16 protein-coding genes are annotated in these 15,286 nt (G+C 47.8%); 3 read left to right on the top strand and 13 right to left on the bottom strand.

The features are described 5' to 3' along the window. Positions 1-19: 19 nt before the first annotated feature. On the bottom strand, positions 20-1,090 hold the full coding sequence (steA, locus tag BLO51_RS00350) for a putative cytokinetic ring protein SteA (protein WP_245719473.1): 1,071 nt from the start codon (positions 1,088-1,090) through the stop codon (positions 20-22). Between the two features lie 14 nt (positions 1,091-1,104). Next, positions 1,105-1,449: a carboxymuconolactone decarboxylase family protein gene (locus BLO51_RS00345; protein WP_090665637.1), complete on the bottom strand. Its 345-nt coding sequence runs from the start codon at positions 1,447-1,449 to the stop codon at positions 1,105-1,107. A 182-nt stretch (positions 1,450-1,631) separates the two neighbouring features. On the opposite strand from BLO51_RS00345, the gene BLO51_RS00340 reads away from it, so the two are divergent. Continuing rightward, on the top strand, positions 1,632-1,952 hold the full coding sequence (locus BLO51_RS00340) for a hypothetical protein (RefSeq protein WP_090665635.1): 321 nt from the start codon (positions 1,632-1,634) through the stop codon (positions 1,950-1,952). A gap of 80 nt (positions 1,953-2,032) precedes the next feature. After that, complete coding sequence (locus BLO51_RS00335; protein WP_090665633.1) at positions 2,033-2,212, top strand: DUF2524 domain-containing protein; 180 nt, start codon at positions 2,033-2,035, stop codon at positions 2,210-2,212. 98 nt (positions 2,213-2,310) lie between these two features. Here the strand turns inward: BLO51_RS00335 and BLO51_RS00330 are convergent, their stop codons facing one another. Then, positions 2,311-2,625, bottom strand: a complete 315-nt coding sequence (locus BLO51_RS00330) for a hypothetical protein (protein WP_090665631.1) — start codon at positions 2,623-2,625, stop codon at positions 2,311-2,313. A 190-nt stretch (positions 2,626-2,815) separates the two neighbouring features. Between BLO51_RS00330 and BLO51_RS00325 the strand changes: the two genes are divergently transcribed. After that, on the top strand, positions 2,816-3,070 hold the full coding sequence (locus tag BLO51_RS00325) for a helix-turn-helix domain-containing protein (protein WP_342672318.1): 255 nt from the start codon (positions 2,816-2,818) through the stop codon (positions 3,068-3,070). Positions 3,071-3,122: 52 nt separating this feature from the next. On the opposite strand, the gene BLO51_RS00320 is transcribed toward BLO51_RS00325, so the two are convergent. From BLO51_RS00320 to dxs, 10 genes are all read right to left on the bottom strand, one after another. Next, positions 3,123-4,034, bottom strand: a complete 912-nt coding sequence (locus BLO51_RS00320) for a copper amine oxidase N-terminal domain-containing protein (RefSeq protein WP_217266669.1) — start codon at positions 4,032-4,034, stop codon at positions 3,123-3,125. 675 nt (positions 4,035-4,709) lie between these two features. Continuing rightward, a complete protein-coding gene (locus tag BLO51_RS00310) occupies positions 4,710-6,071 on the bottom strand; it encodes a hypothetical protein (RefSeq protein WP_090665621.1) in 1,362 nt (453 codons plus the stop codon). Between the two features lie 574 nt (positions 6,072-6,645). Further along, positions 6,646-6,813 carry a hypothetical protein gene (locus BLO51_RS28980; protein ID WP_167670061.1) on the bottom strand — a complete coding sequence of 56 codons (168 nt, stop codon included), beginning with the start codon at positions 6,811-6,813 and terminating at the stop codon, positions 6,646-6,648. A gap of 329 nt (positions 6,814-7,142) precedes the next feature. Next, positions 7,143-7,937, bottom strand: coding sequence for a sporulation transcription factor Spo0A (spo0A, locus tag BLO51_RS00305; protein ID WP_090665619.1), 795 nt, complete (start codon positions 7,935-7,937; stop codon positions 7,143-7,145). A gap of 284 nt (positions 7,938-8,221) precedes the next feature. Further along, entirely contained in the window at positions 8,222-9,559 is a 1,338-nt protein-coding gene (spoIVB, locus tag BLO51_RS00300; protein WP_174551175.1) for a SpoIVB peptidase, read from the bottom strand. Between the two features lie 147 nt (positions 9,560-9,706). Then, positions 9,707-11,407, bottom strand: a complete 1,701-nt coding sequence (recN, locus tag BLO51_RS00295; protein ID WP_090665617.1) for a DNA repair protein RecN — start codon at positions 11,405-11,407, stop codon at positions 9,707-9,709. 19 nt (positions 11,408-11,426) lie between these two features. Continuing rightward, positions 11,427-11,876, bottom strand: a complete 450-nt coding sequence (ahrC, locus tag BLO51_RS00290) for a transcriptional regulator AhrC/ArgR (RefSeq protein WP_090665615.1) — start codon at positions 11,874-11,876, stop codon at positions 11,427-11,429. A gap of 14 nt (positions 11,877-11,890) precedes the next feature. Next, positions 11,891-12,373 carry a hypothetical protein gene (locus BLO51_RS00285; RefSeq protein ID WP_090665613.1) on the bottom strand — a complete coding sequence of 161 codons (483 nt, stop codon included), beginning with the start codon at positions 12,371-12,373 and terminating at the stop codon, positions 11,891-11,893. A 70-nt stretch (positions 12,374-12,443) separates the two neighbouring features. After that, positions 12,444-13,280, bottom strand: coding sequence for a TlyA family RNA methyltransferase (locus BLO51_RS00280; RefSeq protein WP_090665611.1), 837 nt, complete (start codon positions 13,278-13,280; stop codon positions 12,444-12,446). 22 nt (positions 13,281-13,302) lie between these two features. Then, positions 13,303-15,210 (bottom strand): 1-deoxy-D-xylulose-5-phosphate synthase, encoded by a 1,908-nt coding sequence (gene dxs, locus BLO51_RS00275; protein WP_174551168.1) that lies wholly within the window; start codon positions 15,208-15,210, stop codon positions 13,303-13,305. Between the last annotated feature and the right edge of the window lie 76 nt (positions 15,211-15,286).

Below are 15,286 nucleotides of genomic sequence, written 5' to 3'. Positions count from 1 at the left end.
TGGCGTTCTCTCCCTTCTCTCAATGCAAAAATCGGACAAATGAGAGCCATGCCGCCCCTAAGCTTGCCGGCTTACGCCTTTCGGTTGCAGGGTATAAGCGGCTGATCCCCCGTGCATCGACAAGCCTGCTTCCAATCTTCATCCGCACCAGCCAGGTACTGCCCATGCCTTTGCGTCCTTTCTCCATAAAATCCTGCATATGGCTGTGGAGCCCAACGGTGACAATCTGCTCGCAGCCTTGTTCGTAAGCCAGCAGGAGCGCCGCATCCTCGCTCGTCCCTCCCGTCGGCAGCGAAGCCGCCGCAAGCCCGAGCCACCGAAGACGCTCCATCCCCGGAGCCACTCCGTTCCGATAGCTATGTACGATTAATTCGGCCCCGCTGAATAAGGCAAAATCCGATACGCTGTCCATATCCCCTATAATCATGTCGGGATTGTACCCCGCCTCCAGAATGGCGTCGGCCCCTCCGTCCACACCGATCAGCACCGGACGGACTCTCCGTATGTAACGTTTCAGAGCAGCAAAATCTTCCCGGTACCCGCTTCCCCGCACCACCACCAGCGCATGCCTTCCGGGCAGCTCCGTCCGCAGCGTAACGGGCGGAAGCGGTTCAAGCAGCTGCTCCTTTTCTTCGGCAGCGTATTTTAGCGTATTCTCGATAAACCCGGCGAGCTGCTTCGGTTCGGAAGCTTGTGCGGCCCGGTATCCGGCGAGCCAGCTTTGCCGGGTAAACCGACGGCAGGGCACCCACGACGTTCCCGTATTGATCCCGTCGTCGGTCACGGTAATGGTCCGGGAGGTCTGCAGCAGCTCAAAGGCATCCGGAGACGTCTCCACAAGCGGCGTACCCGCCTCCAGAAGCTCCAAAACCGCCCGGGAGGCAATTGTCCCGGTCATCGTCCGGCCCGTGTTCACGACAGCGGACACCCGTGCCTGGAGCAGACCGCGCACGGCCAGCTCGTCCAAATCATCGTGCGCCAGCACCACGATTCGCCCCGGTCCTAATCGTTGAAGCAGTCGCTTAGTGCTTCGGTCGCTTTCCGTTATCCCGGTGATGGGCAAAAGCCCCATTTTCGTTCTCCATCTCATAGCTTCATCCCCAATCACGTCAAGGAATCCAGCGCCTGTTCCACCCTCGTTACCCCTTGAGACATCGCATGTCCGCTGGACACCGCCGAGGCTACGGCCGTCGCCTCGAGAATTTCTTGCCGGAATGCTCCTTTCGCCAGCGCTTCTTGAACGTGATACAGCGTACACACCTCGTTATTTGCAAACAAGCCGATGCCAAGGGCAATCAGCTGCTTTTGCTTTTCATCCAGTGCTCCGGGGGCAAAACAAGCGGCTGTAAAATGATGGTATGCTTCCACCATCGTCGGCATAAGCTCTTTCATGTGGCCGACACCGACCTTATAGGAGTCGACTTTTTGCAAGCTATCCGCTTGATGCATCGCGGGGCCTCCTTCCTGTTTTCCTTGGTTTAGCTTCCCCTCGTTCCAAAGGCATATGCAAAAAGAATGAATATCTTGTCCAAAAAATGATCAAAAATTAACAAAGCACTTACAATATTCTACAAAAATCGATTTTATCGTATGGTATAATTAGTTTTATCCTAGGGTAAGGAGTAGATTCAATGCAAAAAACATGTCAGAAAATTGTTCGTGTTCAGAATGGTCTGATTACGGAAATTTATGATGGCTTGGTTTACCGAGACTTCAGTGACAATGAAAGCGCATTGAAGGAATTGCTGATGGACGATATTGGCCTGGATTTTGATTCCATACTCCATACTTACGAGCTGCTCATTTACGAGTTGGCCTGCTCCAGTTCAGAACTCCGTTCCTCCATCACGAAGCGTTTGCCCGAAGGCTGGCTGGATTGGGCACACGATTTGTATTCCGACAATAACGCCGAAGATAAGGCTATGCTGCCCATCACGCAGTCGATCCTATAATTACCTGACGTCAGCCGCATACTTGGATAAGCACGTTCCATACTAAGCTTGAACTCACTTAGGCGGAGGTGCTTCTTGACATGGTTGACAATCTCGAAAGCAATTACGACTGCTCCAATGCAGGCGGCGATCTTCAAGAGCTGCAGCAGCAGTTGGCCGGGATGCAAACTACCGAGTTGGACGAACAATCCCAGCAAACGGTCAACCGTCTGGAAAATCAGATACGGTTCATCAAGAACAAGTGCGACATTCGCCCTTAATCCAAGCTTTTGAAGAGAAAAGCCAGCCCTTCCGGATATTCATCCACGGCTGGCTTGCTTGCATTTGTGGGATTAAAAACGATGGAGTAATGCTTTTTTTAGTCTTCACGAAGCAGTCCGATGTCGCTTACATTATGAATGACATGGAAGTTCAATAGTTGATAGGCCGTCATTGAGTTTAGTTTTCCATGCAAATCGTAAATGGCGACATCGCCGCGTGCCGTTTCGCCCAGCTTGATCGACACGTGGCATTCCACATAGACGCGTTCAACTTGTGTGCGTGCGGCCATCGTATAGTTGACGATACCATCGGAAACAAAGTAGGCATGGTTCTTATCGGGTGTCAGAAAAGCGTCAGCGATTTCGAAGTCACCGTTACCCGAATCAATGACGAGCTTGATTCTTTTTAACACGGAATGCAGCCCCTTTCGTTTGTATTCCTCTCAATAAGTCCAGAAACATAACACACAAAATTCAGATGATAACTTGGAATTAAGAAATGGTTTGTTCGTAAGAATGACATCCCCCTATTCGTGAATTGAAAGTGATGAAACTTTTTGTTAAGATGTACATAAATCAAAGTCAACATTTCGATATGTCAACATGTTGTGCAAACGTTTTAGGAGGATTCTCATGTCCGTTCGGTGTAAACTTGGAGACATTATGAAGCAGCGTGGGCTTTCAAATAAAGAAGTCGTAGAGTTAACAGGAGTCAGCCGAAACACTATTACTTCGTTGGCCGCTAATGCCACAAAGAGAATTGATTACGACACCCTAGAGGGTCTCTGTCGAGGACTTGGTATCACGCCGGGAGATTTGATTGAATATGTACCGAACGATAACCCAAAGACCCCGTAATAGCAACACGCTGACATGGGGTCTTAGTTACGATGCGACATTTCGGAAATCGTTAAGATTCACGAAATGTCATACTATCAAGGATCTCTTGAAATTGTTTGCTGGAGCTTTTGTAAGTATCCTCGTAGGAGGAATTTAAAATTGTATAAAAATGGGAGTATGATTCGAATGCTAGAAGAGTATCTATTCTTTTATCCCAGTCATTCCCATTCATATATTTGATCTGAAGAGCGTCGAATCCGAATAGCTTTGTCTGCTTTTCCTCGATAATCTCCTTTTTGGCAATATTCCTTCCCTTTTTAACGTGTTCAAGATATTCAGCTAGCTTTAGATTTTTCAAGCTGTCAGCAGTCTTGGGATCAGAATAGATAAGTAGCAATGTGTAGTTAAAATACCGGATAGCAAGTTGGGCACCGAATACGTCCATTTGTCCGGTATCGACTGATTTGGTGATGTCAGCGATATTTTTCCATAGGCCATACGCGGTAAAATGGAACTTCCCGTCTTTGCTTGCAAATTGTCTTTTACTCTCGATGATAACGGTACGGCTTTTTTCATCCCACTCAACTTTTGCATCGACGGATTCGGAGATGAAACGAATAGGAACAAATGTATTGCCATTAACAATAGTTGGAGTAACAGGTAGGACGACCGCCTTACCGTTTACATTTGCATTAGGGTTTCCAATTTGCAGTTGGATTTGTGTCCCTTCCTTTTGTCCAATTATAATTTGGTTTTGCTCATCCCAACGGATTTGAAGCCCCAATCGCTCAAAGACAGGTCTGAATTGGACAAGTGTCGTCGAATTTGTGATCATTGGTGGACCACTAAACGAAACCGGATAGGCATCCAGAATTACTTTAATCTCAGTTGCTTCAGATTTGTTCTCTCTTGCTAACAGATTGTTTTTAAATTGAAGCAACATTTCGTTGGCTTTTACGTTCTCCGGAGCAATGAACAGCATGAGAAAAATGAGGAGGATTGGTATACGTTTCACTTCTACACTCCTTTAATTGTACGGTATTAAAATCAAACAGCCAGTCTTTTGACATCCGCCTATGGCTGGCTGTTTATGACTGTATTGTACTGAAACAATATTGTCTTTGACGAATCACGATTTTTCAGCCGAATTGAGCTTTTGCCATAAGCATCGGCCACCAATTCACCCAGATCCACGATAATCTTAGTGACTTCCTCGTAGGTCTGACTATTTCAATCTTATCGAACTCCTCTTCGTGATGGTCGCTTGCTTTCGATTCCATCGTCTTTTCCTCTGCATAAGCGCTTGCTTCCTTTGCCGGTGTGCCTTGCTTCACTTGGCAGGTGCCACTCCGCAACCATTAATCACAAAAATTATAAGCGCCGTGATGAAAGCCCGTAGATGTTTCACGCCCAGTATATACCGTAATTCTACATAAACAAAAGATACATTAACCGCATCGCCTCATCAACCCGACGAATATAATAAATTGCACAAGTAATAACCCCTAATCAAAAGATTAAGGGCAGAGTCAATGATATCGATCAACTTTATTTTAAGTTATTCAAGTTATTCTTTCAAAAATCCGATATGATATCCTTTATAATTAGGTTTTTCATCGAAAAAGGGAAGATGTTGTATTCTTCCCCTCAAATAAAGTTAATTGATTAGAAATGGAAGAAGGTAATTAATAAAGTCAGAATACTTTTCATCAGATGGCTGACTACGCATCTTTTTGTCAGGATGCTCGCTTCGCTGATGGATTCTTACGTTCGCTGTTTCCATTGAGAACTCTAGCTTAGCTTCAACAAACCCTGAATCTAATATCTTAATTAATTTTAGACTTTCAACTGCTTTTTGTTCTTGCAAAATTATCAGGTTTTGCCAATAAACTTTATCAGTCGAGATGCATTTGTAATCTTTATCTGAAATAGACACTTCAGCATATTTGTTTGATTCCGATTCGCGTGTGCTACGGAATTTAATACCAATCACATCACCAAGCTCATTAACTTTAAGCGTAGTGGCAATAATTGAGAGAACTGCATATGAGATAAATTCTTTAGGAGTCGATTTAGCATCTAAAGGAGGTTGGAATCTCTTTACAACCTGTTCCACAAAAATATTAATTGACTCATCGAACGTGGCAAGTAATTCTTCTGCTTTTGTTCTTTTCTCGGATAGTATGTTTTCTTCAATTTGATAAAGACTTTTTCTAAAACCACCGAATTTATCTACTTTTATCACTGGAGATAAAGTGGATATAAATTTAAGGGTACGTTCTATTCTACCACTCATAGTTCCTACTTCTTCTGCATCACTATCAATATTATCAACATCTCTAAGTCTTATATGCAATAAGTTCCGTTTAAAATCGAACTCAACCAGTGTAGGATACGCTACATAAATGTCATCTTTTCCTTTTCCACTTATCATAACAAGTTCTTTGTCTAGTAACAACATTCTAAACGATTCAAGTTTACCATCCGTTACATATTCCCGATAAGTACAAATAATATACTCCATCCCTTTTTGAGCTTTTGAAACATTTCTAATTAATGATTTTTGTTCTGGAACAGACCATGCCTTCATCACTTCTGGAAATGCCCCCATATCCTCTAGCATCACATCATGAGAAGTAATGTTATAAAGGTAGGAATTGAACAAACTATCTTCAATAAGTCTGAATAAAAGGTCATCAATATCACTTTCAGTCAAAATCTTCTCCTCGAAACCTGTCGCTAGTGCTTCACAAGTAATTAATGTTGAATCACTTTTTTGTTTCTCTGGCTTCGAGCTACGAATAGTAGTATATACTTCATCAAAATTAGGGAAAGTATCACTACTTACTTCACCAACATCACGTAATTGCCTCTTTACTTTCTCTTTTCCAATAAATTGTTGGAAAAACATTAGGTTTTCAATAAGTTCATCTTTCTTCATAAAATCCACCTCTAAATTTTGTTTTTTCAAAGGAGGATTTTTCATTGAGGTTGTAGAATATTTTAGTATATTAAACAAATTCTACTAACCCCCTTAAAAAAATCCCCATTCGTTAATCAGCCATAGCAATGAGAAGTCATCAGTTTTAGCTGAAACTATCCTTCTTCATCCTAAGGTCATAACTAAAGGGATTTACTATATCATCTAGGTATTTTAAAAGTTCACATTAGAATAAATCCTTGATTTCTGCATGAACATTTGGTATCATCGAATTTGTAAACAATCGAAAAAGATGATAACCTACTCAGATGTTATGTAGTATGACTCATTTTGATGTTGGCGCATTAAAATGATTCTTTAGTTAGACCAAAATTTCATAGACTAATTCCTTTATGGCCTTATGTATAATATATCAGGTCTTATTTTTTTTGTCAACATTTTGATAGTAGTATACCCCTCAGAAGCTCATAAAGTATGTTCTAGTCAATTCTAATGGATTTTCCCCTTCTTATCCCTATTAATATTTTTAAAGCCTTAAATCGCCTTTTAAACGGCTTAAAATAGGGAGTGGGTATGTATCAAACACATTTTCTTAGCGGGATTTGAAACATGAAAACCCAGGCCTTAGTAAGATTCATTACTAGGCTTGGGTTTACTTTTCTTTTCTAACACCTTTAAATGGCGTCTTATCACTAGTTTTCATATTAATAAATTGACCAGTAGCAGTATCCCTTTCGACGTAATGACCGCTGTGAGTTTTAGTCTGACTTCTACCTTTAACTGCACCGATTCTAAAACCTTCATTCGTATTCTTAGCCAATAACACCTCTCCTCTCTTTTTTGTTAGCAATCAGATTATCTGAGTGCTAAATTCATTATATTACCAAAACCTCCTTTTGTAAATAGTATTTTCCAAGGTCTTACGTGAAAGGTTTTTGGATGAACAGCAAAGCATGATTATCCATTTGAAAGTCAAAATCAGTCATTAAAAAATACCACTCCTTATCGGCTTCTAGGAAGACCAATAAACAAGTGGTATTTGTTAGTTTGTCACTTCGATATTTATCGGCTCAAAACGGCACATTTCCGATATTTATAGCAATCCTTGCTTTTGACATTGACACGCTCTAACCCGCGTCATGCTTACTCTCAGCTTACCTTATGCTCAATCCTCAGCTTATCCGCCACCATCGCGATGAACTCCGAATTCGTCGGCTTCGCTTTGCTGATATTGATCGTATAACCGAACAAATGCGAGATGCTGTCGATATTGCCTCGTGTCCAAGCGACTTCGATCGCATGGCGGATCGCCCGCTCGACGCGGCTTGGCGTCGTTTTGTACTTTTCGGCGATGGCCGGATACAGCGTTTTCGTAATCGCTCCAAGAATTTCGATGTTGTTATAAACCATCGTGATCGCTTCACGTAAATATTGGTACCCTTTAATGTGAGCGGGCACACCAATTTCGTGAATGATGGTTGTGATGTTGGCATCCAAATTTTTACCTTTAGGCAATTGAACGATGTTTGCTTTCTGCGACGACGAAGAGGAAGTCACTGGCGCTGTGCCGATCATCTGCCGAATCCGGTTCGTCAAAATTTCCATATCGAACGGTTTCAAAATGTAATACGAGGCGCCGAGCTGGACCGCTTTTTGGGTAATGTTTTCTTGACCGAAAGCAGTGAGCATGATGATTTTTGGCTGCGGATTCAAATCCATTTCCCGCAGCTTCTCGAGCACGCCAAGACCGTCCAGATGAGGCATAATAATGTCCAAAATCAATACGTCCGGCACTCGGGGGCCTTGCTCGACTAAACGAAGCACATCATTTCCATTGTAAGCAACGCCGGTCACTTGCATATCGGCCTGATCATCGATGAATTCGGAAAGAAGATTTGTAAATTCTCGGTTGTCGTCTGCTAAAAGAACTTCAATGGTTTGCAATGGTAAGCGCCTCCTTCATTTGCGGCAATTTGCTTTAGCATTATTTACCTGCAATACAATTTCGACATGCAGGTTAAAATTCCTTCTGTCGAATATTATTTTTCTGGATTTTTTCTGACTTTTATTTTATAATTAATAATTTACTCCATCATTATACATCTTTCGACAAAGAACGATTAAATGCTACATATTGTATGTCTCTAATCAAGAAATAACCACACTTCGTCCATAAACGATTCGAAACGTAGCAAATATTTCGTACTTCACAAAAAAACCGAAGACCATTAACTGGCCTTCAGTTCCGTTGTTTCCGTATTGGAAGGGCGAAGCATTATGCCTGCATCCTGCAGCATCCATTCGATAAAGCATCCGTAGCCGCTCGTCGGATCATTGACGAAGACGTGAGTCACCGCTCCGATCACTTTTCCGTTCTGAATAATCGGGCTTCCGCTCATGCCTTGCACAATCCCTCCGGTCTTGTCCAGCAGGCGGGAGTCAGTAATTTTAATCACCATCCCTTTGGTAGCCGGATAATCTTGCTTCGCTACATGAACGACCTCGATATCGAATTTCTCGACCTTCTGGCCATTGACCACCGTATAAATCTGCGCAGGACCTTCTTTCACCTCTTCGGCGAAGGCGACAGGCAGTGCCTTGTCGCTATAGCTATGCCCCGGCGTATCAAACATTTTACCGAAAATGCCGAACTGCGTATTTTTCTCAATGTTGCCAATGGATCTGCTTTCCTTAGAGAACTGAGCGCGCTTTTCCCCAGGTTCCCCGTTCTGGCTCTTCGAAATCGAGGTGACGTTTGAATGCACGATCTCTCCGTTGCCTACCCTAATCGGCACTTGGGTGTCCATATCGGTAATGACGTGGCCCAGCGCTCCGTAGACGCCTTGATCCGGGGCATAAAAGGTCAGCGTCCCGACTCCGGCGGCCGAATCGCGAATATACAGCCCGAGCCTGTATGCCTTGTCCACGATATCATACGCAGGTGTAATCGGAATGTCGAGCGTTTCGCTTCCGCGGCGGATCGTCAGCATAATCGGCTTTTTGCCCTCTCCCGCCGCTTTGACGAGATCCGCTACCCGGCTTACGTCGCTTACGGTTTTGCTGTTCATTTTGACAATGAGATCGCCTAGTTGTATCTTGGCTTCTTCGCCCGGAGACGTTTTGCGGTCATCCGCGATCGCCACCAAATGATGCCCGACGATCATAATCCCGGCCGATTTCAGCTTCACGCCGATCGTCTGACCGCCGGGAATCACTTTTAAATCCGGGACGACATTGACTTTAACCGTCTTAAAAGGAATTTTACCGAATAGCTTCAGCTTCATTTCAGCTTGTCCGGCTTGATAAGATTCAAGTGCAATAGGATGATGAAGATCCACTTGGAATGAGTGCCTTGCCGAGCCATTGACCTTGAGTACTTCCGGATGGTTGACCGTCACTTGCGCGCTGACGGGCATCGCCAGCTTTAGTTGGGTTTGCTGTCCAGTAAAAAGCCGGAGCTCCTCGGGGAATGAGGCAAAACTGCGGAAAGGGGTGGTGAGGCTACCCAAACAAACGAAGAGGACGAGCAGTAATCCAATCAATCTTTTTCTGTGGTTGGAACCCAATTCGCTCACGCTCCCTTGCTTCCTTTGCTTTGCGGCACGCGGCTTGCGACTTCCGGCTTCCGGCTTCAAAGCTGGCTGCACCGCCGTTTGTGTACCTTTAAGGTAACCCCCGCCCTTTTCTTTTATAACTCCAAAATGCTCCCTTGACTAGCTCATCTTTGCTTTCATGTTATCGGCAAGGACGAGCATTTCTTGCGCGTGCTGGAGCGTTTTGTCGGTCACTTCGACGCCTCCCAGCATCCGGGCGAGCTCGTGAATGCGTTCTTCTGTATTCAAGTCGTCAATATTCGTATAAGTGCGGTCTCCATCCGTCGTTTTATGAATGCGGTAATGCACGTCCGCCATGCAGGCGACCTGCGGCAGATGCGTAATGGAGAAGATTTGACAGCTCCGGGACAGCTTGGACATCTTCTCGGCTATGGCCTGAGCCGCGCGTCCGCTTACCCCGGTATCCACTTCGTCGAAGACAAGCACCGGAATACTGTCCACCCGGGCAAAAATCGATTTAAGCGCCAACATGACGCGGGAGATTTCTCCGCCGGAAGCGATTTTGCTGAGCGCACGCATCGGTTCTCCGGGGTTGGCCGAAATCAGAAACTCGACCTGATCGGCGCCTTCGCGCGTCAGCTTCTTCTCCCCATTCACAGCAAAATGCACCCGGAATTGCGTCCGCTCCATCTGCAGCTCGCGTAGCTCCGCCACGATTTCCGCCGCGAGCTTGTCCGCTACGATCATACGCTGCTCGGTCAGAACCGAAGCCAGCCGTTGTACCTGTTCAAGGGCCGCCGATTCCTCTTTTTGCAGCTGCTGAAGCTTTTCGTCCTTGTTCTCGATCAGGTCCAATTCCCGTTCAATCTTTTCAACATAAGCAAGGATATCCGAAACCGATTCTCCATATTTTCTGCGAAGCGACGAAATCGTATCCAGCCTTTGCTCGATAAAATCGAGTCTGGAAGGGTTGAACTCCACTTCATCCCGGTAATCGCGCACTTGGTAAGCCGCGTCTTCCAATTGATAGAAGGCCCCTTGCACCTGCTCCAGCAGCGGCTGAAGCTTAGCGGGGTCGAGTGCGGCGATATCCTGAAGCTTCTGGACAGCGCGGCCAACGGCATCCAGCCCTTTGCTTCCTCCGTACAGCAGATCGTAAGCGTCGGAGGCGTTCTGGAACAGCCGTTCCGCATTGACCAGCTTTCGTTTCTCATCGGCCAGCGCCTCGTCTTCTCCCGCTTTCAGCTTGGCCGAACGGATCTCCTCGACCTGAAACCGGTACAAATCCATCATTTGCAGCGCTTGCTTGCTGGTTTCCTGAAGCTCCTTGAGCTGCTTGCGGATTCCCTGGTACACATCGTACGCTTCCTGATAAGCAAGCTTGGCAGGCAAAATCTGCGGCTCGCCGAACATGTCGAGCCACCGGATATGCTCCTCCACCCGGAACAACGATTGATGCTCGTGCTGTCCGTGGATATTGACAAGCCAATCGCCGATCTCCCTAAGCACCGCCCGGTTGACCAATTGTCCGTTTACGCGGCTGGTGCTTTTGCCTTGAGCCGTTATTTCTCTGCGAATAATAAGATGCTCCTCCGGGTCGGCTTCTATTCCCACGCCGGACAAAATATTCCAAACGGGATGATCCTTCCCGATCTGATACAACGCTTCGATCGACGCTTTGTCCCTTCCGTAGCGAACCAGATCAGACGAACTGCGGCCTCCCGCAATCAGACCGAGTGCGTCGATGATGATCGATTTGCCCGCACCCGTTTCGCCTGTCAAGACATGGAATCCGGTTTTGCAATGTAATTCGACATGTTCGATTACCGCCAGATGGCGAATGGATAGTTCCAGCAGCATAGACTACACCTCTCTGACGTTAACTGAGCATTCCCAAGATTTGATTAACGATATGTGAGCTGTGATCCTTGGTCCGACAAATGATCAGAATCGTGTCGTCGCCGCTGATCGTCCCCATAATTTCATTCCATTCCAGACTGTCAATGAGCGCCGCAATCGCGCTGGCTGTCCCCGGCAAGCTTTTGAGCACGACGAGATTCTCGGTATGGTCAATATGCATAAAATGATCGTTGAGCGCCCGCCGCAAGCGCTGCAGCGGATTGTAACGCTGATCGGCCGGCATGGAATATTTGTACCTTCCGTCGTCCAGCGGCGCTTTGATCAGGTGCATTTCTTTGATATCTCTAGAAATCGTCGCCTGCGTCACATGAAAGCCCGCTTTGCGAAGCTGCTCGACGAGCTCGTCCTGCGTTTCGATTTCGTTGTTGGTGATGATTTCGCGTATTCTAACATGTCGTTGGCCTTTCATAGCATCCTCCCTGGTTATGGGGTCTCGGTATCGTCATCTTCGGCTTGCATCTCGAACACATAGCAATCCACCGTTTGTTCAGGCACATTTACATATAATACTCCTGCCGTTTTCGGGTATAGCAGTTGATACACGAGCAGAAAGTCGCGGACACAGCTTCCGGTCCGCTCCATCGGTTTACGCTCTTTTGCTGTTTTGGCGATGTAATACCGGCCGTTTTTCTCAACGGTATAATCGACGAACAGCCGGCTTTGAAGCGTTTCGCTGCGGTTGACTTTGATGTGTACGGGAATGCGTTTCTTCCCGCTAAGGACCGAATAGCCGCGCGCCTTGAGAAGCTCCGTCGCTTCATCCTCCGGCACCTCCGCGTCGGCGAGAAATTCGAACGGAGGCTCATCCTCTACGGCTTCCTTCAGCTTGCTTCGGGCGTAAACATACACCCATGCCCCCAGTGCCAGCGCCACCAAAAACACGATCAAGCCGTCCCCGCTTTGCATGGAATCACCTCGAAGGAATATTCGAGAAACCGTATCCAAATTCCTGTGTAAAGGCAAAAAAACTCATCCGTCAAGATGAGCTCTGCATGCTTTGCGACTCTTGGGTGACCTCTCGGATCAACCGGTCCAATTCGGGACCGGACAACCCGGGCTCGTCCGTATGGAGAAGATGTACTAAAAATTCAATGTTGCCCTCGCCGCCCTTGATCGGGGAGTATGTCAGCCCCCGAATGACATAACCGATTTCCTGGGCAAGCTGGAGGATATCCTCCAGCACTTCTTGATGGACCCGGGGGTCACGGATGACGCCGGATTTGCCAACCTTCTCCCGGCCCGCCTCAAATTGCGGCTTAATTAACGCAACGACTTGCCCTTTCGGCGCAAGCAGTTGCTTCAGCGGAGGCAAAATGAGCTTTAAGGAAATGAAGGACACGTCGATCGAGGCAAATGCCGGCTCGGGTCCCTGCAAGTCGCCCGGCTGCATATAGCGAAAATTGGTCCGCTCCATGACGCTAACCCTGGGGTCCTTGCGCAGCGACCAATCCAGCTGATTGTAGCCGACATCGACCGCATAGACGTGAAGCGCCCCGTTCTGCAGCGCGCAATCGGTAAATCCTCCGGTCGATGCGCCGATGTCCAGCATCGTAACCCCTTGCAGGTTGATGCCAAACACATGGATCGCCTTCTCCAGCTTCAACCCGCCGCGGCTGACGTAAGGATGCACCGCACCCTTGACAATCAGCCGGGACTTCCGGGCAATCTTCGTTCCGGCTTTGTCGACCGGAACGTCGTCAACCAGCACCAAGCCGGCCATGATGGCCGCCTTGGCCTTTTCTCTTGTTTCATAATAGCCCTGCTCGACGAGCAGGACATCAAGTCGTTCTTTTTCCGCTTTGTCCGCAGCCATGAATTGCTCCTACCTCGTATTGTTAGGCCCGCTGCCGTCTGCGCGGAACGAGCGCCTGCAGTTCCGATACGAGCCGCTCGGCTGTAAATCCAACCTCTTTACGCTGTTCCTTGACGGAGCCGTGCTCGACGAAATAATCCGGCACGCCGATAATTTTGATTCGCAGGCCGTACACATTTTGCTGCGAGTAATGCTCCAGCACGCCGCTGCCGAAGCCTCCGAGCTCCGCCCCTTCCTCCAGAGTCAGGATCGGGATGTCTTCTTTGGCCAACTGGAGAAGCATCGCTTCGTCCATCGGCTTGATAAACCGCGCGTTGACGACGCGAACTTGAACGCCTTCCTTGCTCATCACCTCGGCCGCTTCCAGCGCAAGCGGAATCATCGGACCGACGGCCAGAATCGCCGCATCGCTCCCCGGACGAAGCACTTCCCATGTACCAATCGGAATCGGCTGAAGCGTCTCATCGATCGGCACCCCAAGTCCGTTTTCCCGCGGATAACGGTAAGCGATCGGCCCTTCGTTGTACTCGAAAGCCGTCTTCATCATATGCCGCATCTCGTTTTCGTCCTTCGGCATCATCAGCACCATATTCGGAATGCTGCGCAAATACGCAATATCGTATACCCCTTGATGCGTCTCGCCGTCCGGACCGACAAAGCCCGCACGATCAATCGCAAATACCACGTTAAGGTTTGCGCGGCAAATATCATGCACGACTTGGTCGTAAGCGCGCTGAAGGAAGGTCGAATAGACCGCGAACACCGGCTTCAACCCTTCTTCCGCCAAACCGGCCGAAAACGTAGCGGCATGCTGCTCCGCAATCCCTACGTCGAACACCCGGCTTGGAAATGCCTTTGCAAAGCCGAGCAGCCCTGAACCGCCGGGCATCGCCGGGGTAATCGCCACAATACGCTCGTCCTGCTTCGCCAGCTCAATGAGCGTGCTGCCGAACACTTCCGTATACATCGGAGGGCCGACCGTCTTCAGGACTTGGCCGGATTCGATTTTGTATGGGCTGATGCCGTGCCATTTGTGGGAATCCGACTCGGCCGGCGAATAGCCCTTGCCTTTCGTCGTGATCACATGCACAAGAACAGGCCCGTTGACCTTATCCGCTTGCTTCATCGTTTCGAGCAGCAGCGGCAAGTTGTGGCCATCTACAGGTCCCAGGTACGTAAAGCCGAGCTCTTCGAACCATACGCCGGGGACAACCAAATATTTGAATGAGTCCTTCACCCGTTCCGCCGTCTTCGCCAAGGTACCGCCGATGGCCGGAATCTTTTTGATCAGGTGCTCGAATTCTTCCTTGGCCTTCACATAGTGCCGGTCCGAACGAATGCGCGCCAAATAATGACTGAGCGCCCCGACATTCGGGGCGATGGACATTTCGTTGTCATTCAGAATGACCATCAGCTTCCGCTTCTCGTGGCCGATATGATTTATAGCCTCCAGAGCCATACCGCCTGTGAGCGCTCCGTCGCCGATCATGGCAATGATCCGGTTCGTCTCGCCCTTCAAATCGCGGGCGACGGCCATCCCCATCGCAGCGGACAGCGAAGTGCTGCTGTGACCGGCTTCCCAGACGTCATGCTCGCTTTCGGAACGTTTCACGAAGCCGCACAGGCCTTTATATTTGCGCAATGTATCGAACTTATCTTTTCGACCGGTTAAAATCTTGTGAACATACGACTGATGGCCGACATCGAAAATAAATTTATCCTTCGGACTGTCGAACAAATAGTGCATAGCAATCGTTAACTCGACAACGCCAAGGTTGGGCGCGAGGTGACCGCCGGTGACCGAAAGCTTCTCGACAAGAAAATGTCTCGTTTCCGCAGCCACTTGCTCCAGCTGTTCCACAGTCAGACGTTTCAAGTCCTCAGGCTGATGAATGTGATCGAGCAGCACGCTTGTTCCCTCGCTTTCCATAGTTGGAGTATGCCTAACGAATGGCAGGTAAGAGTCGATAACGATCCGCTTCCTTACATAGGCTATGTAATGTGCT

Source organism: Paenibacillus tianmuensis (genome assembly GCF_900100345.1).
Lineage (GTDB): Bacteria > Bacillota > Bacilli > Paenibacillales > NBRC-103111 > Paenibacillus_G > Paenibacillus_G tianmuensis.
The sequence above is the reverse complement of the archived record's forward strand: the minus strand, read 5'-3'. Positions and strand labels throughout refer to the sequence as shown.

Coding starts and splice junctions, on each gene's coding strand:
- steA (WP_245719473.1), bottom strand. CDS start 1,090: ATGAGATGGAGAACGAAAATGGGGCTTTTGCCCATCACCGGGATAACG.
- BLO51_RS00345 (WP_090665637.1), bottom strand. CDS start 1,449: ATGCATCAAGCGGATAGCTTGCAAAAAGTCGACTCCTATAAGGTCGGT.
- BLO51_RS00340 (WP_090665635.1), top strand. CDS start 1,632: ATGCAAAAAACATGTCAGAAAATTGTTCGTGTTCAGAATGGTCTGATT.
- BLO51_RS00335 (WP_090665633.1), top strand. CDS start 2,033: ATGGTTGACAATCTCGAAAGCAATTACGACTGCTCCAATGCAGGCGGC.
- BLO51_RS00325 (WP_342672318.1), top strand. CDS start 2,816: ATGTTGTGCAAACGTTTTAGGAGGATTCTCATGTCCGTTCGGTGTAAA.
- BLO51_RS00320 (WP_217266669.1), bottom strand. CDS start 4,034: ATGCTGTTCATTGCTCCGGAGAACGTAAAAGCCAACGAAATGTTGCTT.
- recN (WP_090665617.1), bottom strand. CDS start 11,407: ATGCTGCTGGAACTATCCATTCGCCATCTGGCGGTAATCGAACATGTC.
- ahrC (WP_090665615.1), bottom strand. CDS start 11,876: ATGAAAGGCCAACGACATGTTAGAATACGCGAAATCATCACCAACAAC.
- BLO51_RS00285 (WP_090665613.1), bottom strand. CDS start 12,373: ATGCAAAGCGGGGACGGCTTGATCGTGTTTTTGGTGGCGCTGGCACTG.
- BLO51_RS00280 (WP_090665611.1), bottom strand. CDS start 13,280: ATGGCTGCGGACAAAGCGGAAAAAGAACGACTTGATGTCCTGCTCGTC.
- dxs (WP_174551168.1), bottom strand. CDS start 15,210: ATGGAAAGCGAGGGAACAAGCGTGCTGCTCGATCACATTCATCAGCCT.